Annotated in this window: 24 protein-coding genes; 5 read left to right on the forward strand and 19 right to left on the reverse strand. The window is 71.6% G+C overall.

Annotated features, from left to right (window positions below; genetic code table 11):
* Positions 1-47 precede the first annotated feature (47 nt).
* The 8 genes from AB0B57_RS21860 to AB0B57_RS21895 all read right to left on the reverse strand — a co-directional run bounded on the left by AB0B57_RS21860 (position 48) and on the right by AB0B57_RS21895 (position 10,367).
* Positions 48-512, reverse strand: coding sequence for a DUF4442 domain-containing protein (locus AB0B57_RS21860; RefSeq protein ID WP_357072605.1), 465 nt, complete (start codon positions 510-512; stop codon positions 48-50).
* 64 nt (positions 513-576) lie between these two features.
* Positions 577-1,566 (reverse strand): hypothetical protein, encoded by a 990-nt coding sequence (locus AB0B57_RS21865; protein WP_357072608.1) that lies wholly within the window; start codon positions 1,564-1,566, stop codon positions 577-579.
* Between the two features lie 95 nt (positions 1,567-1,661).
* Positions 1,662-2,960: an ABC transporter ATP-binding protein gene (locus tag AB0B57_RS21870; protein ID WP_357072750.1), complete on the reverse strand. Its 1,299-nt coding sequence runs from the start codon at positions 2,958-2,960 to the stop codon at positions 1,662-1,664.
* A 123-nt stretch (positions 2,961-3,083) separates the two neighbouring features.
* Entirely contained in the window at positions 3,084-5,294 is a 2,211-nt protein-coding gene (locus tag AB0B57_RS21875; protein WP_357072611.1) for a bifunctional glycosyltransferase family 2 protein/CDP-glycerol:glycerophosphate glycerophosphotransferase, read from the reverse strand.
* Positions 5,295-5,309: 15 nt separating this feature from the next.
* Entirely contained in the window at positions 5,310-7,307 is a 1,998-nt protein-coding gene (locus tag AB0B57_RS21880; RefSeq protein WP_357072753.1) for a DUF5941 domain-containing protein, read from the reverse strand.
* A gap of 41 nt (positions 7,308-7,348) precedes the next feature.
* A complete protein-coding gene (locus AB0B57_RS21885; RefSeq protein ID WP_357072614.1) occupies positions 7,349-8,095 on the reverse strand; it encodes an ABC transporter ATP-binding protein in 747 nt (248 codons plus the stop codon).
* Between the two features lies 1 nt (position 8,096).
* Complete coding sequence (locus tag AB0B57_RS21890; RefSeq protein ID WP_357072617.1) at positions 8,097-8,924, reverse strand: ABC transporter permease; 828 nt, start codon at positions 8,922-8,924, stop codon at positions 8,097-8,099.
* Between the two features lie 72 nt (positions 8,925-8,996).
* A complete protein-coding gene (locus AB0B57_RS21895) occupies positions 8,997-10,367 on the reverse strand; it encodes an L-serine ammonia-lyase (RefSeq protein WP_357072620.1) in 1,371 nt (456 codons plus the stop codon).
* Between the two features lie 764 nt (positions 10,368-11,131).
* On the opposite strand from AB0B57_RS21895, the gene AB0B57_RS21900 reads away from it, so the two are divergent.
* A complete protein-coding gene (locus AB0B57_RS21900; RefSeq protein ID WP_357072623.1) occupies positions 11,132-11,341 on the forward strand; it encodes a PspC domain-containing protein in 210 nt (69 codons plus the stop codon).
* 530 nt (positions 11,342-11,871) lie between these two features.
* Here AB0B57_RS21900 and AB0B57_RS21905 read toward each other — a convergent pair.
* The 7 genes from AB0B57_RS21905 to pdxH all read right to left on the reverse strand — a co-directional run bounded on the left by AB0B57_RS21905 (position 11,872) and on the right by pdxH (position 18,012).
* Entirely contained in the window at positions 11,872-12,720 is an 849-nt protein-coding gene (locus tag AB0B57_RS21905; RefSeq protein ID WP_357072625.1) for a DUF4230 domain-containing protein, read from the reverse strand.
* Between the two features lie 99 nt (positions 12,721-12,819).
* Positions 12,820-13,980: an acyl-CoA dehydrogenase family protein gene (locus AB0B57_RS21910; protein WP_357072628.1), complete on the reverse strand. Its 1,161-nt coding sequence runs from the start codon at positions 13,978-13,980 to the stop codon at positions 12,820-12,822.
* A gap of 67 nt (positions 13,981-14,047) precedes the next feature.
* A complete protein-coding gene (locus AB0B57_RS21915; protein ID WP_091395231.1) occupies positions 14,048-14,353 on the reverse strand; it encodes a type II toxin-antitoxin system VapB family antitoxin in 306 nt (101 codons plus the stop codon).
* 187 nt (positions 14,354-14,540) lie between these two features.
* Positions 14,541-15,143, reverse strand: a complete 603-nt coding sequence (locus AB0B57_RS21920) for a nitroreductase family protein (protein ID WP_357072632.1) — start codon at positions 15,141-15,143, stop codon at positions 14,541-14,543.
* Positions 15,143-16,072 carry an aldose 1-epimerase family protein gene (locus tag AB0B57_RS21925; protein WP_357072635.1) on the reverse strand — a complete coding sequence of 310 codons (930 nt, stop codon included), beginning with the start codon at positions 16,070-16,072 and terminating at the stop codon, positions 15,143-15,145. Before AB0B57_RS21925 ends, AB0B57_RS21920 begins: the two co-directional genes overlap by 1 nt.
* 18 nt (positions 16,073-16,090) lie before the next feature.
* Positions 16,091-17,386 carry an MFS transporter gene (locus AB0B57_RS21930; RefSeq protein ID WP_357072638.1) on the reverse strand — a complete coding sequence of 432 codons (1,296 nt, stop codon included), beginning with the start codon at positions 17,384-17,386 and terminating at the stop codon, positions 16,091-16,093.
* Positions 17,383-18,012, reverse strand: coding sequence for a pyridoxamine 5'-phosphate oxidase (gene pdxH, locus AB0B57_RS21935; protein WP_357072756.1), 630 nt, complete (start codon positions 18,010-18,012; stop codon positions 17,383-17,385). The genes AB0B57_RS21930 and pdxH overlap by 4 nt, the downstream gene beginning before the upstream one ends.
* 282 nt (positions 18,013-18,294) lie before the next feature.
* On the opposite strand from pdxH, the gene AB0B57_RS21940 reads away from it, so the two are divergent.
* The 3 genes from AB0B57_RS21940 to sepH all read left to right on the forward strand — a co-directional run bounded on the left by AB0B57_RS21940 (position 18,295) and on the right by sepH (position 21,997).
* Positions 18,295-19,401 (forward strand): citrate synthase 2, encoded by a 1,107-nt coding sequence (locus AB0B57_RS21940; protein WP_357072641.1) that lies wholly within the window; start codon positions 18,295-18,297, stop codon positions 19,399-19,401.
* Positions 19,402-19,604: 203 nt separating this feature from the next.
* Complete coding sequence (gene serC / locus AB0B57_RS21945) at positions 19,605-20,732, forward strand: phosphoserine transaminase (protein ID WP_357072644.1); 1,128 nt, start codon at positions 19,605-19,607, stop codon at positions 20,730-20,732.
* Between the two features lie 185 nt (positions 20,733-20,917).
* Positions 20,918-21,997 (forward strand): septation protein SepH, encoded by a 1,080-nt coding sequence (gene sepH, locus AB0B57_RS21950; RefSeq protein WP_357072647.1) that lies wholly within the window; start codon positions 20,918-20,920, stop codon positions 21,995-21,997.
* Between the two features lie 54 nt (positions 21,998-22,051).
* Here sepH and AB0B57_RS21955 read toward each other — a convergent pair whose 3' ends face one another.
* Together AB0B57_RS21955 and AB0B57_RS21960 are read right to left on the reverse strand one after the other, a co-directional pair.
* Positions 22,052-22,882, reverse strand: a complete 831-nt coding sequence (locus tag AB0B57_RS21955; protein WP_357072649.1) for an alpha/beta hydrolase — start codon at positions 22,880-22,882, stop codon at positions 22,052-22,054.
* 15 nt (positions 22,883-22,897) lie between these two features.
* Positions 22,898-23,596 carry a DUF4097 family beta strand repeat-containing protein gene (locus tag AB0B57_RS21960; protein ID WP_357072652.1) on the reverse strand — a complete coding sequence of 233 codons (699 nt, stop codon included), beginning with the start codon at positions 23,594-23,596 and terminating at the stop codon, positions 22,898-22,900.
* 206 nt (positions 23,597-23,802) lie between these two features.
* On the opposite strand from AB0B57_RS21960, the gene AB0B57_RS21965 reads away from it, so the two are divergent.
* Entirely contained in the window at positions 23,803-24,615 is an 813-nt protein-coding gene (locus AB0B57_RS21965) for a helix-turn-helix domain-containing protein (RefSeq protein WP_357072655.1), read from the forward strand.
* On the opposite strand, the gene thpR is transcribed toward AB0B57_RS21965, so the two are convergent.
* Positions 24,585-25,166, reverse strand: coding sequence for an RNA 2',3'-cyclic phosphodiesterase (gene thpR / locus AB0B57_RS21970; protein ID WP_357072658.1), 582 nt, complete (start codon positions 25,164-25,166; stop codon positions 24,585-24,587). The genes AB0B57_RS21965 and thpR overlap by 31 nt on opposite strands.
* 7 nt (positions 25,167-25,173) lie before the next feature.
* Complete coding sequence (locus tag AB0B57_RS21975; RefSeq protein WP_357072661.1) at positions 25,174-25,683, reverse strand: hypothetical protein; 510 nt, start codon at positions 25,681-25,683, stop codon at positions 25,174-25,176.
* Positions 25,684-25,744: the final 61 nt, after the last annotated feature.

Raw genomic sequence — 25,744 nt, forward strand, 5'->3', positions numbered from 1 at the left:
TCCACCCCGCTGGGCCGGCAAACCCGTTTCGGCCGCCGCGACACGGTTCAGTTCGGCCGCAGTGTCCAGATCACCGTCATGGCCGAGGTCGGCGTGCCGTCTTCGGTCGCGATCTCCACCTCGACGCCGAATTCCGGCCGCCGGCCGGACTCCAGCTCCTCGATCACGTCGAGGGCCGGCCGGCCGAGCCGCGCGGTGGCCAGCACCGGGCCCATGGCGAGCTTGCGGTAGGCGATCTCGGCCCGGACGGCGAGCGGCACGGCCCGGTCGAGCAGTTGCCCGAAGGCCGCCAGCACGACCGCGCCGGAGGCCGTCTCGCCGAGGGTGAAGATGGCGCCCGCGTGCGGGCCGCCGACATGGTTGTGGGTGGCCGGCGAGTCGGGCATCCGGACGACTGCCCGGACCCCGCCCTCCGCCTCGGGCGCCACCTCGACGAATTCGAAGCCGAGCGTACGGGCGAAGGGCACCGCGTCGAGCATGCCGGCCGCCACCTGGCGGGAGTCGATGGTCATGAGCTGACGTTACTAGCCGGTAATCATGCCGGCAACCAGCGGTTTCTCAGGTTCTGGCCGAGGCTCAGAGGTTGCCGATCGTCCGCAGGATCTCCGCGTAGAAGTTGCCGTCGATGCTGCGGAAGAAGGCGAAATCCTGACCCGGGTCGCCGAAGAACGGGCGCAGCGTCCACGCCAGTTGGGTGCCGACGAAGCCGAAGAGCAGGATCCAGATGTAGAGCAGGGTCATGCTGGCCGGCCGCTGCGTCGGCTCGCCGGGTCGGACCGGGCGCTCGTTCCACGAGCGCGGATAGCCCGGCACCGCGCCGACGGGAGGCGCACCGGCCGGCTGGCCGCTCCACTGCGCCGGAACGTGCGCCGGCGCGACGGTGACCGCGCCGTTCGGAGCAGACCCGGCCGGTACGGCCACCGGCTCGGCACTCGTACCGGCGGCCGGCGCCGAGCCGGCGGGCACCGCAACCGGCACGGCCGGGGCGGCGGCCGGCACGGCCGGGGAAGCGGCCGGCACGGCCGGGGAAGCAGCGTTCGCCTGGGCGGCGGCGACCGGCGGAGCAAGCAGGCCGTGGTCGTTGAGCACCTGCATGCCGCCGGTCAGGAAGCGCAGCCCGACAAGTGCCGACAGGGCCAGGATCGCCACGTTGAGCAGCTTGAAGAACCCGTAGTCGGGCGCGGTGATCAGGAAGAAGAGACTGATCGGCGCGAACGCCACCGCGAGCATCGAGGTGACCGTGATCGCCACCATCACCAGCGCCAACGACTGACGCACCGAGAGCCGGGCACCGAAGACCAGGTTGAACAGGTAGAGCGTGGGCAGGCAGATGGCCAACGTGACAAGGAACAGCAGGGGCAGTTTCAGCGCCGAGGTGAGCGCCATCAGTGGGCTGTGAAACGCACCGAGCACCGCCCCGTAGCAGGCCAGCGCGATGGCCGAGCTGGCCAGCATCCGCCCGGTCAGCTTGTTGAGGTCACCCTCGGCCACGATCTGCTGCCAGATGCCCTCGCGATCCCGCAGGATGCGCTCGATGACGAGCGGGCTGGGACGGTCACCCGACACGGGCGCACCTCTTTCGGTGGTCGGTCACATGTGGACTGGGTGGGCAGACGGTAGGGCATCGCGGAGCCGGACCGCCACCCCGCTCCGGTGCGTCGTCAGCGCCAACCCACGTCGATCCGGGCGCCCCGCTCGTCGAAGAAGTGCAGCGCGTCCATCCGAACCGACACGGCGAGCGGGTGACCGGCGCTGACCGCCGGGTACGGCGCCAGCCGCACCGCCAGCTCCGCCGGGCGGCGGTGGTGCCGGCCCGGATCGGGAAGCACGCTGGTCTGGGTGCCGTTACTCGGTGGCTCCTGCGGCTCCACCGGCTTACCGGTGAGTCGCTGCATCACCGAGCCGAACCGACGCAGGCCACGCTGGCCCACCGGCGGCGGGTCGAGCGGAGCGCCCATCTCGTCGACCATGATCGCGGTGGCGCCGATGTCGAGGAACGCCAGCGACTCGTGCCCGTGGTGCTCCAGGTAGCGAATCCGCCCGCGCAGCACGTCGCCCGGGCTGTCCGGTGCGACCGGGGTGAGCGCCTCGGCCCGCATGCCGACCACGATCCGCTCACCGTGGTAGTGCGCCACCGCCCGGCTGCGGATGTCGTTCCAGGGCAGGTAGAGCGACTGGTCACCGAGGTTGAGCGTGACGTACCGGTCGAGGTGGACGTAGACCGACGCCTCCAGCAGGTTCATCCGCGGGCTGCCCAGGAAGGCGGCCACGTAGAGCGTCGCCGGCCGGCCGTACACCTGGGTGGGTGTGCCCACGTCCTGGAGGACGCCCCGGCGCATGATGGCCACCCGGTCGGCCATGGTGAGCGCCTCGGCCTGGTCGTGGGTGACGTAGACGGTGGTGACGCCCAGCTCCCGGGTCAGGCCCGAGATCTCCGCGCGCAGCTCGGCACGCAGGCCGCTGTCCAGATTCGACAGTGGCTCGTCCATGAGGAACAGGCCGGGCCGGCGGACGATCGCCCGGCCCATCGCCACCCGCTGCCGCTGCCCACCGGAGAGCTGACCGGGCTTGCGGGCCAGCACGTCACCGATGCCCAGGGCGCTGGCCACGTCACCGACCCGCTCGCCGCGCGGCTCCGGCTCCACCCCGGCCAGCCGCAGCGGAAAGGCGATGTTGTCGCCGACGGTCATGTGCGGGTAGAGCGCGAAGTCCTGGAAGACCATGGCGATCTTGCGGTCCCGTGGTGGCAGGTCGTTCGCCAGCTCTCCGTCCAGCAGGACCGCGCCGTGAGTCGGATCCTCCAACCCGGCGATCATCCGCAGCACTGTGGACTTGCCGCAGCCGGACGGCCCGAGAAGCACCATGAACTCGCCGTCGTTCACATCAAGGTTGATGCTGTCGACGGCGACCGTGCCATCCCTGAAGACCTTGCTCACATCCTTGAGCGTGACGGTGCTCACCGTCTTCCCCCCCAGCTCGTCGGCCGAACCCCAGAAGACTGTGACCAGGATCATGAGTTTAGGACATCGGGTAAACGTCTTATGTTCGGTCGGTGACGGTGCCATTAAGCGACATAGGTCCGATCAGCAGTTCGCGGATCGCTCGCCCGGCTCACCGAGGAACACCTGACGCACCACCCGCTCTGCCGCGCGCCCGTCGTCCAAAGTGCAGAACCGGCCCCGAAAATGCTCGCGGGCCTTGGTCGCGGCGTCCGATCGCACCCCGTTGGTACGGAACAGGTCGAGCAGATCGTCGAAGGTGGTGGCAACCGCACCCGGCGGCTCGGCCGTCACGTCGAAGTAGACGCCCCGGGCCAGCCGGTACGCCTCCCAGTCGGGAGCGTAGAGCACGATCGGTCGATCCAACACCGCGTAGTCGAACATCGCCGACGAGTAGTCGGTGACCAGCACGTCCGCCACCAGGTAGAGATCCTCCACCCGCTGGTGGCCGCTGACATCCCGCACCCGTTCCCAGGCCGTCGGGTGGCCCGGACGCCGATCGCGATCGTGGAAGTAGTGGCTGCGCATCAACAGCCGGCCCGAGTCACCGAGCGCCTGGACGAACCGGTCCGGGTCGAACGGCGGCCGATAGCCGGGCAGGTGCTCGCGGTGCGTCGGGGCGTACAGCACGACCTGCTCGTCCGGGCCGAGGCCGAACTCCGCACGGAGTCGGCGGACCTCGTCCGGGCCCGCGGTGACCAGCCGGTCGTTGCGCGGGTAGCCCACCTCCAGGGTCGTGTACGTGGCCGGGTACGCCCGGTCCCACATCTGGGTGGAGAAGCTGTTCGCGCTGACGCTGTAGTCCCAACGGTCCACCCGACGCAGCAGCCCGGCGAAGTCCATCCGCCCCGCCCCGATCGGGTAACGCTGCTGGTCGAGCCCCATCACCTTGACCGGCGTGCCGTGGTGGGTCTGTAGGTGCACCTGCTCCGGCCGCTTGCGGACGAAGTCCGGGAAGTTGACGTTGTTGACCAACCACCGGGCGCGAGCGAGGACCCGGTAGTACGCCGGGGTGCCGGCCACCACGTACTCCACCCCGGCCGGCACGGTGTCCACCCGGTCCCGGCGCACGATCCACACCCCGCGCACCCCCGGCGCCAACCGGCGGGCGACCTCGTAGATCGCCGCCGGGTTGCAGGAGTAACCCCGGTACCAGTACGCGGCGTACACGGCGAGCGTCGAGTCGACCGGCCGGCGCAGCTCCGCCCGGTAGTACTCGCGCAGCAACCCGTCGCGGGTCAACCGGGCGCCACGCCGAGCGACCGGGCCGACCCGCCGCCGGGCGGTGCGCGCCTTTCGCTGGGCGGCGTCCCGCGCCCGGCTCGCGGCCCGCAACGCGCTGAAGGTGTGCCAGCGGCCCGAGGCGACGAGCCGGTGCTTGATCCCCTCCACCCCGTCCGGCACCGGATAGCCACCGGGTGGCAGCCAGCGTTCGTAGTCGGCGGTGATCTGCGCGAAGAACGCCGGCCGCAGCTCCGGGGCGATCCGCTGGCCGTTGCCGAGCACGGTCAGGTAGTGCCAGATCATCCGCTCGAAGACCGCCGGTCGCAGGGCCTCCGTCGCCGACCCCCACGAATCCATCAGGTGGAAGACCCGGTGCCACTGCGGAAAGACCTCGAAGTGCCGGTCCCCGCGGGTCCGGGTGATCGCACCGGCGCGGCGTTGCCGGTAGTTGACGCAGACCCGGTCCAGTACGCCGATCCGCTGCGCCGCCATCAGCACCGGGTAGCTGAACGAGACGTCCTCGTACCAGCCGGGCGCGAAGCGCAGCCCCAGGTCGGCCAGGAACTCCCGGCGGACCAGCCGGTTCCACGCGGTGTGCAGCAGCCGCATCGCCTCCGGCCGGTCCCGCAGCCGGAAGGTGCCCGTGCCGGGCGACTCGGGAAACACCTCGGCCATCGCGCTGCGGGTGGCGGTGTCGTTCCAGTGGGTGCGGACGTGGTCGACGAGCAGCACGTCCGGGCGGGTGACCCGCAGCCGCTCGGCGACCTCCGGCAGGCACTCCGGCGTCAGCCAGTCGTCGCCGTCGAGGAACCACACGTACTCGCCGACGGCCCGGTCCAGCCCGATGTTGCGGGCTGGACCCAGGCCGACGTTCTGCGGCAACCGGACCGAGCGGACCCGCTGGTCGCGGGCCGCGTACTCGTCGATGATGTCGCCGCTGGCGTCCGGCGAGCAGTCGTCGACGGCGATCACCTCGATGTCCGTCTCCGGCTGGCCGAGGATCGAGTCCAGGCATTCGCGCAGGTATCCCTGCACCCGGAAGGCCGGCACCACGAAACTGATCAGGGTCACCCGGCCGTCCCTCCGTCAGCGTGGCGCGGCACCTCCGGCGCCCACCGGCGCGACGTGCGCCCGCGCGCTACGGGCCGGTCGGACGAACCAGGCCAGGACGACGCTCACCACGAAAACCACGAGAAGGTACGCACCGAGTGTAGCCAGCCCGATACCCGCCATGCCGGCAATCGCCGCGAGGGCCAGCAGCACCGAACGCCCGTCCCAGCCCAGCGTGGCCGCGTGCAGCGGTGGTGCCGCCTGTCGTTTCTCCAGCCGGGCGGTCAGGTCGTAGTGGTGCACGGTGAGCACGAAGACGTACCCGAAGATCAACCAACCCGGCACGTCGCCGACCACCCCTACCGCGATGGCGAACAGGTACTCGGCGGCCCGCAGCGCCGCCGGCACCAGCCAGTCCAGCGGGCCGTTGTGCGCGGCACCGGCACCCAGCCCGGCGACCAGCAGCACCAGCAGCGCCACCGGCACCGCCCAGCGCAACCCGTCCGGCGCGTCACCCAGCAGCGCCACGACCAGCAGCACCGCCGGGCCGAGCGCGGCGATCACCGCCAGGGTGAGCGGCCCCATCGGGCGCACCACCGGCAGCCGCCGGGCCAACGGCCCGTCGTCGCGGTGCAGGGTGGCGTCGACCGTGTCCAGCACCGGCACCCACATCCAGCGCGCCCGCAGCGTGCGCAGCGCCCCGGTGTACGCGAACGCCAGCACCCCCCAGACCAGCACCGCGACCAGGCTGACCAGCGGGTTGAACAGCGCCACGGTCAGCGCGATCAACGCCCAGCGCTCACCGATCGGAAAGACCACTGTGCGCTTGAGCCAGTACGACACCGAGCCGGTGTCCGCCTGCACCCGGGTCGACGCCGCGTTGAGCCGGTCGCCGATGCCGCCGCTGGCACCCGTCGCCGTACGCGGTCGGCGGGCCGCCTCGTCGTGCAGCACCCCGTACCAGGTGTCGGTCATGTGCCGGACGGTCTGCAACGTCATCGCGGCGATGGCGAGCGCCCAGCCGTTGCCCAACCCGGCGTGGCTCACCCCGAAGCCCAGACCGGCGTAGACCAGGTATTCCTTGGCCCGGTCCGCCATCGTGTCCAGCCAGCCACCCCAGGCGCTGAAGTGCCGGGTGTAGCGGGCCAACTGGCCATCCACGCAGTCCAGCACGAAGCCGAGGTAGAGCAGCACCGCGCCGCCGACCAGTGCCGGCCGCCCGCCGACGCCGAACAGCACCGCCGCCGCCAACGCGAACAGCACCGAGATCGCCGTCACCCCGGTCGGGGTGAGCCGGAGCCGGGCCGACAGCCGCACCACGTACGGCGACCAGGTGCTGACGAAGTAGGTGGAGAAGAAGTCGTCCTTCTCCTTGACCGACAGCCGCAGCTCGGCCCGGTCCTCGTCGACGGCGGTCACCGCCGTTTCGGCGGCCGCCAACGCGGGCGCGTCCGCGACCCGGTGCGCGACGAGCAGGCGTACCCGCTGGGCGAAGATCAGCGTGCCGAGCGCCGCGAGACCCGCGACGAGCCGGTCCACGGCGGCCCCCGGGGTGTCGGGCCCGGCTCCCCCGGCGACCGGCAGCGGCGACACGTCGCCGGGCGGGCCGAGCGGGGCGGTGACGGGCCGCGCGCCGACGGCGGCGGCCCGCGCGGCGGCGGCGAGGGCCGGCAGGTCGTCCACGCCGACCCGCAGCGCGCCACCGAACACGCCGGTGGCGTCGCCGTCCAGGGCGTCCAGTGGGCCGGCGTCGACCACCTGCCCGCGTTCCTCGCGCACGGCGGTCCGACCGGGCACCGGCGGGTCGGTCAGCACCAACGCCACAGTCGGCCCGACCGGGCTGGTGGCCAGGTGCCGCAGCACCGCCGTGTGGGCGACCAGGTCGGTGCCGGTGACCAGCAGCGGGCCGTCGGCGGCGTCGGCCAGCGCGGCCAACTCGTCGAGGTCGCCGGCGAAGCGCACCTCGGCGGCCCCGGCCCGGCGCAACTGGGCGGCCAGACGCTCGGCCAGCGGCTCGCCCGTCGACGTGGTCAGGCCCGCCGCGGACGTCCCGGCGGCGAGCACGATCGCGAGCGTCACCGCGGGACCGCGGCGTGGTACGCGTCGAGCGCCTCGGCGATGGTGCCGTCGAGCGTCAACCGGCCCGCGTCGAGGTACAACCCCCGACGGCAGAACCGGGTCAGGTCCTTTTCGTTGTGTGACACCAGCACCAGCGTGCGCCCCTCCCCGAGCAGACGATCAATCGTCGCGTAACACTTCTTGCGGAACTCCGCGTCGCCGACCGCGGTCACCTCGTCCATCAGCAGGATCGGGTGCGGCAGGTGCGAGATGATCGCGAAGCCGAGCCGCACCTTCATCCCCGACGAGTAGTGCCGCACCGACGTGTCGATGGCACCCTGCACCTGCTCACCGGCGAACTCGACGATCTCGTCGAAGTGCCGCCTCAGATAGCCCGCCGACAACCCGTGCAGACCACCGACCAGGTGCAGGTTCTCCCGCCCGGTCAGGTCGTTGGAGAAACCGGCCGACAACTCCAGCAGCGGTGCCACCGCGCCGTGCACCCGGATGCTGCCCTCGTCCGGGATGAGCACCCCGGCGATCAGCCGCAGCAGGGTGCTCTTGCCGGTGCCGTTGCGGCCGATCACCCCGACGGTCTCGCCCGGCTCGACGGTGAACGACACGTCACGCAGTGGCCAGAACTGACCCGGCAGGGCACCGCGCCCGCCCCGGTGGATGAACAGCTCGCGCAGCCGCAACTGCCGGCGCCGGTTGCGGACGAACCGGATGCCCAGACCGTCGGCCTCGATGATCGGCGCGGCCACGTCACAGTTCCTTGAGCACTGCGGGTTCCAACCGGCGAAACGACCACCAGCCGGCGGCCAGCACCAGCACGCTGCCGACGACGGTGGTGGCGAGCAGCCGGGCGTCCGGGAACTCGTCCGGGTACCAGATCGCGTGGTGCAGCTGGAAGATCCCGACCAGCGGGTTCAGCTCGTAGACCAGCTTCAGCCAGCCGGGCAGGTCGGACTCCCGGACCAGGCTGAGCGGGTAGATGATCGGCGTGGCGTAGAAGAGCACCCGGATGATCAGGCGGAGGAACCGCTCCACGTCGCGCATCAGCACGTTCCACGCGGACAGCAACAGGGCCAGCCCGGTCAGCAGGACGGCCTGCACGGCCACCGCTAGCGGCAGGGCGAGCAGCGACCAGCCGGGGTGGATCCGACCGTGCACCGCGTAGATCACCGCGATGGCGATCAGGATCGGCAGGCCGGCAGCGTACTCGGCGAACCGGCCGGTGACCCGGCCGATCGGGAAGACCTGCCGCGGCACGTTCATCGTGGTGATCAACCGGGACTGGCCGGTCAGCGCGTTCGTCGCCTCGCTCAACGCCGAGCTGGTCCACATCCAGGCGAAGATCCCGGTGATCAGGAACAGCGGGTACGACCCGGCCGCCTCGCCCAGGTGCCGGCCGGTGTCGGAGGAGTAGAGCACCCCGAAGACGAACCAGTAGATGGCGCCCATGCCGAGCGGCTCGATCAACGACCAGAAGTAGCCCAGGACCGACTGCTGGTACTTGACCGCCAGATCCCGGCGGACCAGGATGCGCAGCGAGTTGCGGTGCGACCACAACGCCGCGACGCCAGAGGTCACCGCGAGCCTCCCGCCTCCTGAAACGGACGACAGGTTAGCAGTCGGTGAACGAATGCCCCGAATCGGCCGGACTCAGCACTCGATCACGTTGACGGCCAGACCGCCACGCGCCGTCTCCTTGTATTTGACCTTCATGTCGGCGCCCGTCTCCCGCATGGTCTTGATGACCTTGTCCAGCGACACCTTGTGCACACCGTCGCCGCGCAGCGCCAGCCGGGCGGCCGTGATCGCCTTGATGCTAGCCACCGCGTTGCGCTCGATGCAGGGGATCTGCACCAGGCCACCCACCGGGTCACAGGTCAACCCGAGGTTGTGCTCCATCCCGATCTCGGCCGCGTTCTCCACCTGCTCCGGGGTGCCACCCAGCACCTCGGCCAGGCCCGCCGCCGCCATCGAGCACGCCGAACCGACCTCACCCTGGCAGCCGACCTCCGCGCCGGAGATCGACGCGTTCTCCTTGAACAGCACACCGATCGCGCCCGCCGCCAGCAGGAACCGCACCACACCGTCGTCGTCGGCGTCCGGCACGAAGCGGCTGTAGTAGTGCAGCACCGCCGGGATGATCCCGGCCGCACCGTTCGTCGGCGCGGTGACCACCCGACCGCCGGCCGCATTCTCCTCGTTGACCGCGAGCGCGAACAGCGTCACCCAGTCCATCGCGTGCAGCGGGTCGGGCGTCCCGGCGTCCGCCTCCAGGCCGCGCCGCAGCTCCGCCGCCCGCCGCCGAACCTTCAACCCCCCAGGGAGTACGCCGTCCCGCTCGCAGCCGCGCTGCACGCACTCCCGCATCACCCGCCAGATCTCCAACAGACCGGCCCGAATGTCCGCCTCGCTGCGCCACGAGCGCTCGTTGGCCAGCATCACCTCGCTGATCGACAGGCCGGTGCGGCTGGTCACCTCCAACAACTGCGCCCCGGTCAGGAACGGGTACCGCACCTGGGTGCTGTCCGGCTTGATCCGGTCCGCGCCGGCCGCCGCCTCGTCCACCACGAACCCGCCACCGACGGAGTAGTAGGTACGGCGGCGCAGCTCGGCGCCACTGTCGTCGTACGCCGCGAAGGTCATCCCGTTCGGGTGGTACGGCAGCGACCGGCGGCGGTGCAACGTCAGGTCCCGATCCGGGTCGAAGTCGATCTCGTGCGCGGCCAGGATGCTGATCCGCCGCTCCGCCCGGATCCGCTCGACCCGAGGACCGACGGTGTCCGTGTCGACAGTCTCCGGCGACTCGCCCGCCAACCCGAGCAGCACCGCCGGGCCGCTGCCGTGGCCGTGCCCGGTGGCCCCCAACGAGCCGAACAGCTCGGCCTGCACCCGTGCGACGTCGGTGAGCAGCCCGTCGGCCTTGAGCCCGGCGACGAACGTCCGCGCCGCCCGCATCGGCCCCACCGTGTGCGAGCTGGACGGCCCGATACCGACACTGAAGAGGTCGAAAACACTGATCATGGCTGCGCTTCCTCGCCGTCGTCCCGGCGTACGGGACCCGGCCGGGTCAGGACCGCCGAGCTGACGGCCCTGCTCATGATCGACCAGGGTAGGGGTCCGGCCGCCCGGGGTGTGGGTGGCCGATCTGCCAGCCTACCCGCCCAGCTCAACGCCCACCCGGCCACCGGGACGCGCACACCCACCCACCCCGCTCAGCCACCCACCCCGCCCGGCCCGCCCGGCCCGACCGGCCCGCCCGGCCCCGCCCGCCCCGCCCGGCCCGCCCGGCCCCGCCGCAAGATCGCGCTCGATCCAGGATCTCAACACCGTTGCGTTAGAGCTGTAGCCGGCGGGTCAACCCGGGACGGGAAGTGCCCGATCGGGGAGCGGGTTGGGCCCGGCTTGGCGATCATGGAGTTGTGGTGCCGACTTTGGGGGTTTACGGGCGTTCTGTTACCCACCACAACTCCATGATCGGCGAGGCAGTGCTGGTCGACGAACAGCCGTTCCACCTAACGCAACGGCGTTGTCCAGGATCTAGTGGTCTCTCTCGTCCTCGATGCCACTACAGCCAGGATCGAGCACGATCTTCGTCCCGCCCTGACGGATGCCGTGTACGGCGGCCGCGGCGGGCCGCTCGGGGAGGCGTCAGCGAGGGGCTGCCCGGGTAAAGCACCTACGGGTCCACGGGTTGCCGCTCATCCTCAGGACCGAGGGCGAGGTGGCCACCCCCTTCTACCGTGGATTGCAGACGCGGCGCACCGCCGCAGAGTGGGAGTACGACGATGAGTCGCAAACTGGTCCGGCCCCGCGAGGGGCGCATGCTCGCCGGTGTCTGCGCCGGCCTCGGTCGGCGGTTCGGCATGTCCGCCGGGATGGTCCGGCTGCTGTTCCTGCTGTCCCTGCTGCTGCCCGGCACCCAGGTGATCGTCTACCTGATCCTGTGGGTGCTCATGCCGAACGAGGACCGCTACCTGGCCTCCACCCAGCACTGACCCGCGCCCCACCAGCGCCCCCGTCGAGGCCAGAACCCCTGACCGTGAGGCAGCAACTTCACCGAAGTTGCTGCCTCACCGGCGTCAGAGGCAGCACCATCCCCGAAGTTGCACAGATCTTGCCCAGTGAGCACCAGGCGACGCCCGAGCGGCGGGGCGGCGCGCGGCGGGGCGGCGCGCGGCGGGGCGGCGCGCGGCGGGGCGGCGCGCGGCGCGGCGGCGCGCGGCGCGGCGGCGCGCGGCGCGGCGGGGCGCGGCGGGGCGGGGCGGGGCATGCTCCTCTAGATCCACTCGGGTTTGCTGAAACCGGGGTGTCCGGAGGCTTGCGATACCCCGACTTCAAGGAAGCCGAGTGGATCATGGCGTGCGCGTCGTGCCGAGGGATGCGCGAGCCGGCGGCGCGGGGGCGTACCGGACGGGACCCAGCGGACGGGCCCGCGGGAAGTAATAAGCCACGAGAAGGGCAGCGCCCGCTCCGACGGACGTCGGGGCGGGCGCTGCGGCGCTGCGGGCGTGACCGGCCTGACGGGTCAGGGGGCCGTGTAGGTGATGGTGATCTGCTGGTAGCCGAGGGAGCGCAGCAACCCTTCCAGCATCTTGCGGGTGTTCTCCTCGGCGCGGGCGGAGAGCCCGCTGTCGCGGGCGGCGGCGGTGATCCGATCCTCGGCGAGCTGGTAGACCTGCTGCTGCCGGTTGGGGTCGTTGCCGACCAGGTCGCCGAGCCGGTTGAGCAGACCGCGCTGCTCGGCGAAGACGTAGCTCTTCTCCATGTTGAGGTTGGTCTCGCCGAGCTGCGGGGCGGGCAGCTTGATCTCGACGGACTTGCCGTCGGCGGAGGGGACGACGGCACCCTCACCGATCTTGGTGAAGTCGACGTACGCCTCGACACTGCCGGCCCCGACGAACAGGGTGCGCTCGTTGAGCAGGAAGTCCGGCACGTTGCGCCTGTCGTTCTGGGTGTCGACCACGACCTGGAAATTGCCCTCCGCGGCCACGTAGCGGCTGAGGTCCTGGATCGACTTCAGCAGCGGTGGCTGGCTGCGGTCGGTCTGCTCCTTGGCGAACGGGTTGCGGAACTCCGGCAGGAGGCCGGTCGCCTGGATGCCGAGCAGCACCACCACGGCCAGCGCGGCAGCGCCGAGCAGCAGGAGCAGGCCACGGGCCGCCCCACCACCACCGCCGAAGCCACCTGCGGTCGGGCCGCCGGGGGGCCCGACCGGAGGGTCACCGGGGCCGCCGGGGCCACCAGAACCGCCGAAGCCGCCCGGCGTATCCGTGGTCGGCTCGGGTGTAGCGGTCGACCGCTCCCGGAGGTCGTCGCCGGTCGGGTAACCGGGAAACTCCCTCGTGGGCTCGTTGCTGCCAGCGTCGCGGGCCATCACGCTCACCGTCCTCGTCAGACACGTCGTCTGTCAATGACGGTACGGCCCCACTACGACAGTCGCGCGTCGAGCGCCAGGACCGCACAAACGGGCAGGTCAGGCGAACGCGGAAAGCCCGGTGAGCCGTTGCCCGACGACCAGTTGGTGGATCTCGGAGGTGCCCTCGTACGTCAGCACGCTCTCCAGGTTGTTGGCGTGCCGCATCACCGGGTATTCGCCGGAGACGCCGTTGGCACCGAGGATGGTGCGGCACTGCCGGGCGATGGCCAGGGCCTCCCGGACGTTGTTCAGCTTGCCCACGCTGACCTGCTCGGGCCGGAGCCGGTGGGCGTCGGCGAGTCGACCCAGGTGCAGCGCGAGCAGTTGCCCCTTCACCAGCTCGACGGCCATGTCGGCGAGCTTCGCCTGGGTGAGCTGGAAGCCGGCGAGCGGGCGACCGAACTGGGTGCGGGTGGTGGCGTACGCCAATGTGGTTTCCAAACAATCGCGGGCGGCGCCGACCGCGCCCCAGACGATGCCGTACCGGGCTTCGGTGAGGCAGCTCAGCGGCGCCTTGAGCCCGACCGCCTCGGGCAGTTGGGCGTCCGCCGGAAGCCGGACGTCGTCGAGCGCGATCTCGCCGGTCACCGACGCGCGCAGCGACATCTTGCGGCGGATCTCCCGGGCCGTGACACCGGGTGTGTCCATGGGTACGGCGAAACCGCGCACGCCTTCGTCGGCGCGCGCCCAGATCACCGCGACGTCGGCGATCGGCGCGTTGGTGATCCACATCTTTGCGCCGGTGAGCAGCCAGTCGTCGCCGTCGCGGCGGGCCCGGGTGGTCATCGAGGCGGGGTCGGAGCCGTGGTCCGGTTCGGTCAGGCCGAAGCAGCCGATCGCCGCGCCGGTGGCCATCGACGGCAGCCAGCGTTGCTTCTGCTCCTCGCTGCCGTAGCGCCAGATGGCGTACATGGCGAGCGAACCCTGCACCGAGACCAGGGAACGGAGGCCGGAGTCCCCGGCTTCCAGCGCCTGGCAGGCCAGCCCGTACGCGACGGCGGAGGCGCCAGCGCAGCCGTAGCCGGTCAGGTGCATGCCGAGCAGCCCGAGCTTGCCGAACTCGAGGGCCAACTCCCGGGCCGGCACCCGGCCGTCCTCGTACCAGTCGGCGACGTGCGGTCGCACCCGGTCGTCGACGAGCTGGCGGACGACGTCGCGGATCTGCCGCTCCTCCTCGCCGAGCGACGAGTCCAGGTCGAGCAGATCGAGGGCACTCATGCCGTTACCTTAACGAAGCCTCAGCCGACACCGCAGCCTTCGACAACGAAGCCTCAGCCGACACCGCTCACTCGATCGGCCCGGAGAGCACCAGCACCCGCGCGTGGATCTGGTTGCGCTGTTGCAGGGCGGCGCGCAGGGCGCGATGCAGCCCGTCCTCCAGGTAGAGCCCGCCGTTCCACTGCACGACATGCGGGAAGAGGTCACCGTAGAAGGTGGAATCCTCGGCGAGGAGCTTGTCGAGCGCCAGCTCGCGCTTGGTGGTGATCATCTGATCGAGGCGCAGCGGGCGGGGCGGGATCTCCGCCCACTGCTTCAGGGTCAGGTTGTGCTCCGGGTAGGGACGCCCGTCCCGGACCGCTCTGAAGATCACGACGGCACGCTCCCCTCCCCGTGGCCGGGCCGACCGACAGCGCCGAGCCGGGCCGCGGCGGGCACCGCGCGGCGCGGCACCAATGACCGTGCCAGCCTAGCCGCCCAGCGCACGCTACGTTCTGCTCCCTGATGTCAGTTTCGCTACCGGTCGTCCGATCCGCATCCGGACGAACGGGACGTCGCGCTCAGCTCCACCGGCCGCGGCGGACAACCTCGTCCACTCCACGACGTCCACGGCGCAGCGACGGTGACCGATGGTCGGGTGCCCGGTAACCGATTGTGACGGCACCGATGGGCTGGTACTCCGCCGGCACCCCGAACGCGTCCCGGTAACTGGCCAGCCGCTGCGGGGCGATGCCGAAAAAACACGCCCCCAGCCCCTCGTCCACCGCGGTGAGCAACATCAGCAACGCCGCGAAGCCGGTGTCCACGTGCCAGTACGGCACCGGCCACCGCTCGGTGGACCGGTCCGTCCAGCCCTTGTCCGGCTCGGCGTAGCGCCGCAGGTACGCCGACTCGTTGGCGTGCGGCACCACGATCAGCGGCGCCCGGCGCATCCCCGCCAGCCAACGCTCCCGGCCACCGCCCTCCGGGGTGGTGGCCGCCCAGAACCGCTCCCGGTCGGCCGGCTCCTCCAGCACCAGGAAGCCCCAGCCCTGGGCGAAGCCGGCCGACGGGGCGCGGATCGCGTGGTCGAGCAGCCGATCCACCACGTCGGGCGGGACCGGACGGTCCGGGTCGTAGTTGCGCACCATCCGCCGACGTCGGACGACCTCGGCGAACTCCATCAGGCCCCGGGCCGGATGCCCCAGGCACCCCGCCAGGTCGTACCGGGCTTGAGCGTGAGCAGGTCCTTGCCCGACCGGAACGCGTCCGGCGGGCAGGTCATCGGCTCGATCGCCACCGAACGGCGGTGCCGGGCACCGGTGAGCGCGTCTCCGGTGAACACCTGCCACCAGCCGAACTCGGCATCGGCCCAGATGCTCACCCCGGTCGAGGAGTCCGGCGCGGCCAGGCTCACCGACGAGCGACCGTCGGCGTCGCGGATGACCTCACCGAAGCAGGAGTCCAGCACGGCCGCGCCGATCCGGCGGGGGCTGGTCCAGTCGTACTCGGTGCCGGCCACCGGGGTCACTCCGATCGGCAGCAGCCGACCGTCGACAAGCACCCGGCTCCGGGTGGGCAGCCGCAGGACCAGGTCGTCGACCGCGACGCCCGGCAGTTGCAGGTACGGGTGTACGGAGAAGCCGAACGGCACCGACTCGCCACCGATGTTCGTCACCTCGTGCTCGGCGCGCAGACCGTCCGCGCCGACGCTCCACCGGCTGAGCAGCCGCAACGGCCACGGGTAGCCGGGCTGCGGCGGCAGGTCGTAGCCCAGGGTCACCGCGTCCGCCGACTGCTCCAGCAACTGCCACGGCACCCAGTTGACCAGCCCGTGGATCGCCACGTGCCGCTCCGGCTCGGTCAGCGGGAGCTGGTGCGTCCGCTCGCCGAACGAGTAGCGGCCATCGCTGATCCGGTTCGGCCAGGGTGCCAGCACCTGCCCGGCGCAGCCGGGGCAGACCTCGTCGGTCTGGTACCCGTCGACCAGGTCGACACCGTCGTGCCGGTACGTCCGGAGCCCACCACCCACCTCCACGATGACGGCCTCGTGGCCGGCGGCGGAGATGGTCCACTGGGCACCGGAGAACGGGCGCTGTTCGGGGCTTTCCATGTCGGCGACCCTAACCGGTCAGGTCCGGTCCCCGCTCGACGCCGCCGCCCGGTAGCGAAGCAGTGCCGGGAACGCGACCGCGAGCACCACGACGAGCACCGCCGAGGCGAGCCCGCCGGCCACCCAGGCCACCCCGCCACCGAACCCGGCGGCCATGGTGCCGGCCCGCAGGTCGCCCAGCCGCGGGCCACCGGCCACCACCACCGTGTTGACGCCCTGGAGCCGGCCGCGCATCCGGTCCGGTGCGTAGACCAGCAGCATCGACTGCCGCAGCACCGCGCTGACCAGGTCGGCGGCACCGGCCACGGCGAGCAGCAGGACCATCAGCCAGAGTTGGTGGGCCAGCCCGGCCGCGGCGATGGCGAGGCCCCAGGCGACCACCGCGACCACCAGGCCGAGGCCCTGCCGGCGGAGCCGGCCGATCCAGCCGGAGGTCAGCCCACCGATCATCGAGCCGATCGCGATGGCGCTGTAGAGCAGGCCGACCGCTCCGCCGCCACCGAACCTCTCGTGCGCGATCTCCGGAAAGAGCGCCCGTGGCATCGCCAGGATCATCGCGATCAGGTCCACCCCGAAGGAGAGCAGCAGCACCGGCGTGGTGGCCAGGTAGCGGAAACCGTCGACCACGCTGGCCAGGCCGGCGCGGCGGGGCTCACCGTCGGCGGTCGGCTCGGGCGGCAGCGCGGGCAGGCGCAGCGCCGCCCAGAGCATCGCGGTGAACAGCACCGCGTCCAACCCGTACGCGATCGGCAGGACCACCGTGGTGTCCGGCGACGCGGCGAGGATCAGGCCGGCGGCGAGCGGGCCGGCGACCGACGCGGCGGTGAAGGTCGTGTAGTTCAGGGTGGTAGCGGAGGCCACCAGGTCGTCGGGCACCAGCCGGGGCAGCATGGCGCTGCGGGCCGGCGAGCTGATCGCGAACGCCACCGACTGCACCGCCATCAACGCCAGCAGCAACACCGGGCTGCCCACGTTCAGCAACGCCTGGACCAGCAGACCGAGGGTGGATGCCCAGAGCAACAATGAGCCGCCGAGCAGCACCGCACGGCGGTCGCGGGCGTCGGCGACCGCACCACCCCAGAGCCCGAAGACCAGCAACGGTACGAAGGCAGCCACGCCCAGCAGGCCCACCCAGAACGAGTCCCGGGTCAGGGCGTACATCTCCACCGGCACCGCGACGGCGGTGAACTGGAAACCGAACATCGCCACGGTGTTGCCGAGCCAGAGCCGCCGGTACGCGGGCACCCGCAGCGGGCGGACGTCGATCGCCCAGCGGCGCGCTCCGCGCGACCGGGCCTCCCGCACACCCGTCACGGCGCCAGCCGCTCGACGGTCCAACCACCCTCGTCGAGGCGGCGGAAGCGGAGCCGGTCGTGCAGCCGGCCGGCCCGACCCTGCCAGAACTCCACCGACTCGGGTCGCACCCGCAACCCGCCCCAGTGCGGCGGGGTCGGGATCTCGGCCTGGTCGGCGAACCGCTCGGCCGCCTCCTGGTACCGCTCCTCCAACGCCGCCCGGCCGGACACCACCTGTGACTGTGGGCTGGCCCAGGCACCCAGTTGGGAGCCGCGCGGCCGGCTGGCGAAGTAGGCCGCACTCGTCGCGCGGTCGACGGGTGTGACAGGTCCGGCGACCACCACCTGCCGCTGCATGGGAAACCACGGAAAGACCAGGCTGGCGTACGGATTGGCGGACACCTCGACGCCCTTGCGCGACTGGTGGTTGGTGAAGAAGACGAAGCCCTCCGGGTCGTACCCCTTGAGCAGCACCGTCCGGCCGCTCGGCCGGCCGGCCGAGTCGGCGGTGCCCACCACCATGGCGTTCGGTTCGGGTAGCCCGAAGGCCACCGCGTCGGCGAACCAGCTGGCGAACTGGCTGTGCCAGTCGGCGGCCAGGTCAGCCTCGGTCAGGCCCAGGTCCGCGGCGTACTCGTTACGCATCGCGGCCGGGGTGGGTGTGTCGCCCGTCACGTCGCCACTCCTTTTCGGCAGGTCCGCCGGCGCCCTCCCGCGCTGGCCAGCCCGCACCGCCCAGTCTCACCGAGTCCGACGGAGAATGCGCGTCCGGGGATGTCGCGTGCAGCACAGTCGCCCTGGGTCGCGTATCCGGTTACCCAGCAGGCAAGATGTTGCGAACACATCCCTGATGGTCGCCTAGAGGGCGCTCGGCCGACCGGGCCGGATAAGCCGACCGGGCGCACCGACCAGATCCAGGAGAGCGACATGGCCGATTTCAAACCCGGGCTGGAGGGCGTCGTCGCCTTCGAGACCGAGATCGCCGAACCCGACCGCGAGGGTGGCGCGCTGCGCTACCGCGGGGTCGACATCGAGGATCTGATCGGTCAGGTCTCGTTCGGCAACGTGTGGGCGCTGCTGGTCGACGGTCGGTTCGGGCCGGGTCTGCCTCCGGCGGAGCCGTTCCCGGTGCCGGTGCACTCCGGTGACATCCGCGTCGACGTGCAGTCGGCGGTCGCCATGCTCGCCCCGTACTGGGGGCTCAGCCAACTGCTGGACATCTCCGACGAGCAGGCTCGCGAGGACCTCGCCCGGGTCTCGGTGACCGCGCTCTCCTTCGTCGCCCAGTCCGCCCGGGGCCTCGGCCTGCCGGCGGTGCCGCAGAAGGAGATCGACAAGGCGCAGACCATCGTCGAGCGGTTCATGAAGCGGTGGCGCGGCGAGCCCGACCCGCGGCACGTCAAGGCCGTCGACGCGTACTTCATCTCGGCCGCCGAGCACGGCCTGAACGCCTCCACCTTCACCGCTCGCATCGTCGCCTCCACCGGAGCGGACGCGGCGGCCTGCATCTCGTCGGGCATCGGTGCCCTCTCCGGCCCGCTGCACGGTGGCGCGCCCTCCCGGGTGCTCACCATGCTGGAGGCGGTGGAGCGCAGCGGCGACGCGGAGGGTTACGTCAAGGGCGTGCTCGATCGCGGCGAGCGGCTGATGGGCTTCGGCCACCGCGTCTACCGCGCCGAGGACCCGCGGGCCCGAGTGCTCCGGCGCACGGCCAAGGAATTGAGCGCACCGCGCTTCGAGATCGCCGAGGCGCTGGAGAAGGCGGCGCTCGCCGAGCTGCAGGCCCGCCGCCCGGACCGGGTGCTGGCCACCAACGTCGAGTTCTGGTCGGCCGTCGTACTGGACTTCGCCGAAGTGCCGGCGCACATGTTCACCTCGATGTTCACCTGCGCGCGGATGGGCGGCTGGAGCGCGCACATCCTGGAGCAGAAGCGCCTGCAGCGGCTGGTGCGTCCGTCCGCCCGCTACGTCGGCCCGGAGACCCGCAAGCCGTCCGACGTCGAAGGCTGGGTCGCCATCCCGCACGGCGTCTGACCTGTACGGAAGGGCCCCGCTTATCGCCTGGCGATGGGCAGGGCCCTTTTTTGCGTACACCGGGCGGTCCCCCGCCGAGGTGTGGCGAAGGACTCAGCCCAGTCCTCGGGGGCCCGGCTTCCACCGATGGGTCCGAGTGCGAGGATGAGGGCCGGCAGTGTCGCCGGGCCCGCCCTCGCCCTTGCGGAAGGATCTTCAAGACCGTGGCTGACGCACCGACCATCCGGATTCCCGATGACCTCAAGCCCGCCGACGGCCGTTTCGGCTGCGGGCCGTCCAAGGTCCGCCCAGCGGCGGTGTCCGCACTCGCCGAGGTCGCCACCAGCTACCTGGGCACCTCGCACCGGCAGAAGACGGTCCGCGACCAGGTGGCCCGGCTGCGCTCCGGCATCGCCGAGTTCTTCGCGCTGCCCGAGGGTTACGAGGTCGTGATCGGCAACGGCGGCACCACCGCGTTCTGGGAGGTCGCCACCTTCGGCCTGATCCGCGACCGGGCCCAGTTCGCCAGCTTCGGCGAGTTCGGCGCCAAGTTCGCCAAGTCGGTCAAGGACGCGCCGTTCCTCGGTGACCCGACCGTCCGCAAGGCCGACGCGGGCAGCGCCCCGACCCTGGTCGCCGAGTCCGGTGTGGACGCGTACGCGACCCCACAGAACGAGACCTCCACCGGCGTGGCCGTGCCGATCAGCCGGGTGGCCGGGGCGGACGAGGGCGCGTTGCTGCTTGTCGACGCGACCTCCGCGGCGGGTGGCCTGGACGTCAACGTCGGCGAGACCGACGTCTACTACTTCGCTCCGCAGAAGTGCTTCGGCTCCGACGGGGGCCTGTGGCTGGCCCTGATGTCACCGGCAGCGCTGGAGCGCGCCGCCGAGATCAAGGCGTCCGGGCGCTACATCCCCGCCTTCCTCGACCTGGTCACCGCGATCGACAACTCGCGCCTGGAGCAGACCTACAACACCCCGGCGCTGGCCACCATCTTCCTGGCCGCCGAGCAGACCGACTGGATGAACGCGCAGGGTGGCCTGTCCTGGGCGGCCAAGCGCACCGCCGAGAGCGCCGCCACGGTGTATGGCTGGGCGGAGCGGTCCAGCGTGGCCACCCCGTTCGTCACCGACCCGGCGCTGCGTTCCAACGTGGTCGCCACGATCGACTTCGCCGACGGGGTGGACGCCACCGCAATCGCGAAGGCGCTGCGCGCCAACGGCATCGTCGACACCGAGCCGTACCGCAAGCTCGGTCGCAACCAGCTGCGGGTGGCGCTCTTCCCGGCCGTCGAGCCGGCGGACGTCGAGGCGCTCACCGCGTCCATCGACTACGTCATCGAACGACTCTGACGTTCGTCACGGTCGGTGTTCGTGGGGGCCTCCACGGACACCGACCGTGATCATCGTTGCAGCTCAGTCACGACATGCCGGGTGTCGCTTCCCCCACCCCGAGACAGATGCGCGTACGGTGGTCCGAGACGCCTGGGTGGCCGACTCGTGGCGTGCGGCCAGCGAAGCGGGACGGAGGCAACGCTATGCGCCCAGTACGCTTCGTCGCCCTCTCCGAGGACGGCCATGCCCTGGTTCTCGCCGACGAGGTCGGGCGGTTGCTCGCCCTGCCGATTGACGACCGGATCTCGGGGGCGCTGCACGCCGAGCCCGGCGCGCCGCCGCTGCCGGCGGCACCGACCACCGTCGACCCGACTCCCTCACTGTCCCCTCGGGACATCCAGGCCCGCATCCGCTCCGGTGAGTCCGCCGAGGACGTCGCCCGGATCGCCGGGGTGCCGGTCGACCGGGTGCTGCGCTATGCCGGCCCGGTCCTCCAGGAGCGGGCGATGCTCGCCCAGCACGCCCGCCGCACCCGGCTCAAGGGCGCGGAGAAGCCCACCCCGCTCGCCGAGGTGGTCAACGGTCGGTTGAGCCAGCACGGCATCGACACCGAGAAGATCTCCTGGGACGCGTACCGGCGGGACGACGGCACCTGGCGGATCATCGCCACCTGGCCGTCCGGCAAGGCCACCGCGCAGGCCATCTGGGATCTCGACAAGACCCGGCAGTCGGTCGCCCCGCACGACGACATGGCGCAATACCTGTGCGCCGAGCGGCCCACGCCGATCCTCGGCCAGGAGCCGGCACCGGAGCGGGGCGGGCACGGCCTGCCCGGTCCCTCGCGCGGCGAGCCGAGCCGTGGTGGGCACGGGTTGCCGGCGGCGTCCGAGCATCCGCGCCCGGGCCGGGATCCGATCCGGGCCGGCCGGGACGCGCTGCTCGCCTCACTTGACCGCCCGCTGGGCGCCTCGTCGGGTCGTGGCCTTGAGCCGCGGACCCCTGCTGCTCTTGCTGGTTCGGACGCGCCTCGGCAGCGGCCGGTCGGCGGGGGTGCCGCCGCGCTGCTCGGCGGTGGCCAGGGGTCGGCCTTCGACGACGACTCGGACGCGCCCAAGGAGGTGCCGGCCGTGCCGTCGCTGGCGGTGCTGCGGCCCCGCCGCACGGGCGCGGCGGCGGCCGCCGGTGGCGAGTCCACAGATGCCAACGGTAAGCCCCGCAAGCGCCTGCCGAGCTGGGACGACGTGCTCTTCGGCAGCGGGCCGGCGGCACGCGAGTCTTCCTGACGCGTCGCGTCGGCGGGTGGTGAACGGCCACCCGCCGACGCGGAACGCGTGGCCTCACCGAGGGTCTTCAGCGCCCTCGACGGCGTGGCCGGCGACCTCGCGTACGGCCTGGGCGACGGCCGGAAAGTCCTTCTTGAGGATCGCACCGTGGTTGCTGGCGACCTTCGCGGCGATCTGGATGTGCGGGTTGCGGGCGGTCGCCGCGTCGAGGCTGGCACGGATCTTCTCCTGTTCGTCACCGCGGCTGCCGAGCGACGTGCCGGAGGCGACGACGTACCGCACCGGGACGGTGATGCCGTCCAGCACGGGGCCCAACTCGCGCTCACGGGAAAGTCTGCCCAGCTCGATGTTGCTGTCCGCCATCTGGGCGGCATTCATTCGCGGGGTCAGACCGGTGGGGCGCAGCAGCGGCATGAACACGTTCATCCGTCGGAACATCTTCCGGATCCGCTGCTCCATGGCCTCGTCGAGCCAGTCGTGCGGGAACGCGCCGTCGACCAGGACCGCGCCGAGAGCGCGCTCCGGGTTCCGGTTGACCCAGTGCGCCCCGACGACCGCCCCGTAGGACCAGCCGACCACCAGCGCGCGGTCCACAATTCGGGCGGCGAGGACGGCGTCGACGTCGCGGACGGCGGCCTCGAAGGAGTAGTCCGTCGAGCGCTTCGACTTCCTGCCGCGAGCCCGCTCGTCGTAGGTGATGTGCCGCCAACCGGTGCCCAGGTCGGCGATGACCCGACGCCAGTACCCCTGGGTGGCGAACTGACCGTTGAGGTAGACCACGGGAACACCGGGACCGCCGGTGTCGGTGACGGCCAGGGCCGTGTCGTCGACCGGCACCAGGCCGGTCCACGTCGAACTGGTCGCGGACATGCTGTTGTTCGTCATCGTGATCCGTCCTGTTCAGAGGCTGCGGGCGGCGATGTCGCCGCGGGAGGTGGTGGCGCGGATGTCCAGTGCGGTGGTGCCGTCGTTGCGGAGGGCGTTGTTGACCCGACCGTGGCCGGTGCCGGCGTCCAGCGCGGCCGAGACGCCAGCGGCGGCGGCGACCGAGATGTCGCCGGACTGAGTGGTCAGCACGACGGTGCCGTGCGTGGCTTCGGCGATCCGGATGTCGCCCCTGGTGGTGCTGATCTCCGCAGGGCCGGTGAGCCGACCGACCTCGACGTCGCCGTCGATCGCGGTGAGGCGGACGCTCGCCGCCTCGTCGATCTTGATCTGGCGGTACGCGCCGTCGAAGGTCACGTCGCCGAGGCGCCCGACACCCCGCAGCTCGGCGCTGGCGGCCTTGGCGTCGATACGGGAGCCGGCGGGCAGTCGGACGGTCACCTGCAGGGATCCGGAGGGACCGACGAGCGGGCTGCCGGGGGGTGCGGCAGTGATCCGCAGGACGCCGTCGGCGTACGTGACGGTGGCCTGTTCGGCGGCCCTGGTGTCGCGGCTCCTGGTCGGGTCGGTGGGCAGGATCTCGACAGTGGTGTCGACGCGGTCCGCGGCGATGAGCTGGATGCGCCCGGCGGGGATGGTCAGGATGGCGGAGATCGGGGCGGGGGTGTCGAACGTCTTCATCAGGCTCTCCGGTGCTCGTGCGTCGTTTCTCATATCGGAAACGCTACGTTGCTTTCCAATATCAGGCAACAAGCTCGTTGCGTTCCAGGAGGACTTTCCCAGCTCAGGTCACACCAATCATTGCAACAAGGGTGCCGCCTAATGCAACGACCGCCGCCGCGCCTGTTGCAATGGACCAGAAGTGAACGCTATGGTGAAGGGGCCACCAGGCCGCCACGAGGGATCACCAGGGAGATCAGATGCCGGGAGGCCGACTCACCCAGCAGGAACGCCAGCAGATCGCGCTGGGGCTGGTCGACAGTCTCCCCTACGCGGAGATCGCCCGGCGTCTCGACCGTCCCACCTCGACGATCACCCGCGAGGTGATGCGCAACGGCGGCCCCCTGGGCTACCGCGCCGACCTGGCGCACCGCGCCACCGAACGCCGCGCCCACCGGCGCAGACCAGCCGCCGCCCGCCCGACGGCAGCGGTCCTCCCGCAGCACGGGCGCGACGCCGAGGCCGTCGCGGACTACGAGGAGGCCTTCACCACCGTCCTCATGGCGTCGGGCCTGAACAAGATGGGGGCCCGCGTGTTGACCTGCCTGTTCACCACCGACGCGGGCGCCCTCACCGCGTCCGAGCTGGCCCAGCGCCTTCAGGTCAGCCCGGCGTCCATCTCCAAGGCGATCACCTTCCTGGAGGGCCAGAGTCTGGTCCGCCGGGAACGCGACGAACGCCGCCGCGACCGCTATGTCGTCGACAATGAGCTCTTCTACCAGGCCACGATCGCCAGCGCCCGCGCCAACGACCAGCTCGTCGCCACCGCGCGGCAGGGCGTCGCCCTCCTCGGTGCGCACACCCCGGCCGCCGCCCGCCTGGAAAACATCGCCCGTTTCCTCGACTTCATGAGCGAGAGCATCGTCCGCGCCGCCGAACAGGCCCGCGAAGTCCTCCGCAGCGGGCCCGAGACTGCCGCTGCCCCACCGATCTCGGCCCAGGGGCAGGTGCCCGTGCGGGTCGTCGTGCCGACCGCACCGGATCAGAGCGGCCAGGCGGCGAGCCGGTCGTAGCGCGAGCCTCGGGAGTCGAGCTGGCTGCGCATCAGTAGCAGCTCGGTCGCCGGCCACTCCGGGCCCTGGTAGTCGTCCAGTGCGGCCCGGTCGGCCTCGACGTCGGCCGGGTCCATCCGATCGCCGGGCCGGGCCACGGTCAGGTGTGGGCGAAACGGCCTGGCGTCGCACGGCAGCCGAGCCTGCCGCAACCGGGCCCGGACCAGCCCGGCCAGCAGGTGCAGCGCCTCGACCTCGCCGCGCAGGCCCACCCAGAGCACCGTCGACCGGCCCTGACCGAACCGGCCACCGCCGCCGAGGCTGAGCCGGGCCAGGGCGTGCCGGCCGGCACCGAACCCCTCGGCGGCCAGCCGGAGCGCACTCCGCACCTCGACCAGCCGGGCCGCCTCGACGTCGCCGAGGAAACCCACTGTGACGTGCAGATGGGCCGGATCGGCGAGCCGGACGTCGACGCCGGGGGCGGACGCCGCGCCAACCCGTAGCCGCGCGACCTGCGCGCCGAGGTGGTCGACCGACTCGGCGGGCGGGTAGACCGCGACGAAGAGCCGCAACCGGGGCTCAGCGGTGCCGTTGCCAGTGCCCGGCTCGGGCCGCGGGCAGGGCCAGCCCGGCCGCGTGCAGCACACCCTCCACCCGGACCCGCTCGATCTCCTGGTCGACGCCCTCCAACTCGGCGAGGTGTTCGGTGATGCCGAGGGCCCGGCAGGCCAACCGGAGTCGATCGTCGTACGCCTGCAGGAGCGCGCCGTGCCAGACCATCGACCGGCCGGTGCCACCGAGTCGCTGACCACCGAGGCGGCGCAGGTCGGCGGCGAGCTGCTCCAGGGGCCGACGGTCGACACTGTCGAAACCGCTCAGGTCGATGTCCCGGGTCAGCGCGTCGGCCTCGACGGCCCGGTCGAGGCGGGCGATGGTGCGCTTCTCCCGGCTGCGCTCACGCCACTCGGACCAGCCGCAGACGACCCGGTCGAGGATCTCGTCGTAGCAGAAGAGCAGGGCGAACGCCGCCGGCAGACTGGCGACGGCAAGGAACGCCAGGGCCAGCATCAGCGCGCGTCCGACTCCCACGTATCGACGCTAAGCCCCATCGTGCCGCCCCGCCAGCGATTTGGCCGCATCCGCACAATCC

This window comes from Micromonospora sp. NPDC049101 (assembly GCF_040648675.1).
Lineage (GTDB): Bacteria > Actinomycetota > Actinomycetes > Mycobacteriales > Micromonosporaceae > Micromonospora.

Excerpts from the sequence above, each read along its gene's own strand:
- AB0B57_RS21860 (WP_357072605.1), bottom strand. The coding sequence starts at position 512 with ATGACCATCGACTCCCGCCAGGTGGCGGCCGGCATGCTCGACGCGGTG.
- AB0B57_RS21895 (WP_357072620.1), bottom strand. The coding sequence starts at position 10,367 with ATGATCAGTGTTTTCGACCTCTTCAGTGTCGGTATCGGGCCGTCCAGC.
- AB0B57_RS21900 (WP_357072623.1), top strand. The coding sequence starts at position 11,132 with ATGAGTCGCAAACTGGTCCGGCCCCGCGAGGGGCGCATGCTCGCCGGT.
- AB0B57_RS21905 (WP_357072625.1), bottom strand. The coding sequence starts at position 12,720 with ATGGCCCGCGACGCTGGCAGCAACGAGCCCACGAGGGAGTTTCCCGGT.
- AB0B57_RS21910 (WP_357072628.1), bottom strand. The coding sequence starts at position 13,980 with ATGAGTGCCCTCGATCTGCTCGACCTGGACTCGTCGCTCGGCGAGGAG.
- AB0B57_RS21920 (WP_357072632.1), bottom strand. The coding sequence starts at position 15,143 with ATGGAGTTCGCCGAGGTCGTCCGACGTCGGCGGATGGTGCGCAACTAC.
- AB0B57_RS21925 (WP_357072635.1), bottom strand. The coding sequence starts at position 16,072 with ATGGAAAGCCCCGAACAGCGCCCGTTCTCCGGTGCCCAGTGGACCATC.
- pdxH (WP_357072756.1), bottom strand. The coding sequence starts at position 18,012 with ATGCGTAACGAGTACGCCGCGGACCTGGGCCTGACCGAGGCTGACCTG.
- AB0B57_RS21940 (WP_357072641.1), top strand. The coding sequence starts at position 18,295 with ATGGCCGATTTCAAACCCGGGCTGGAGGGCGTCGTCGCCTTCGAGACC.
- sepH (WP_357072647.1), top strand. The coding sequence starts at position 20,918 with ATGCGCCCAGTACGCTTCGTCGCCCTCTCCGAGGACGGCCATGCCCTG.
- AB0B57_RS21955 (WP_357072649.1), bottom strand. The coding sequence starts at position 22,882 with ATGACGAACAACAGCATGTCCGCGACCAGTTCGACGTGGACCGGCCTG.
- AB0B57_RS21960 (WP_357072652.1), bottom strand. The coding sequence starts at position 23,596 with ATGAGAAACGACGCACGAGCACCGGAGAGCCTGATGAAGACGTTCGAC.
- AB0B57_RS21965 (WP_357072655.1), top strand. The coding sequence starts at position 23,803 with ATGCCGGGAGGCCGACTCACCCAGCAGGAACGCCAGCAGATCGCGCTG.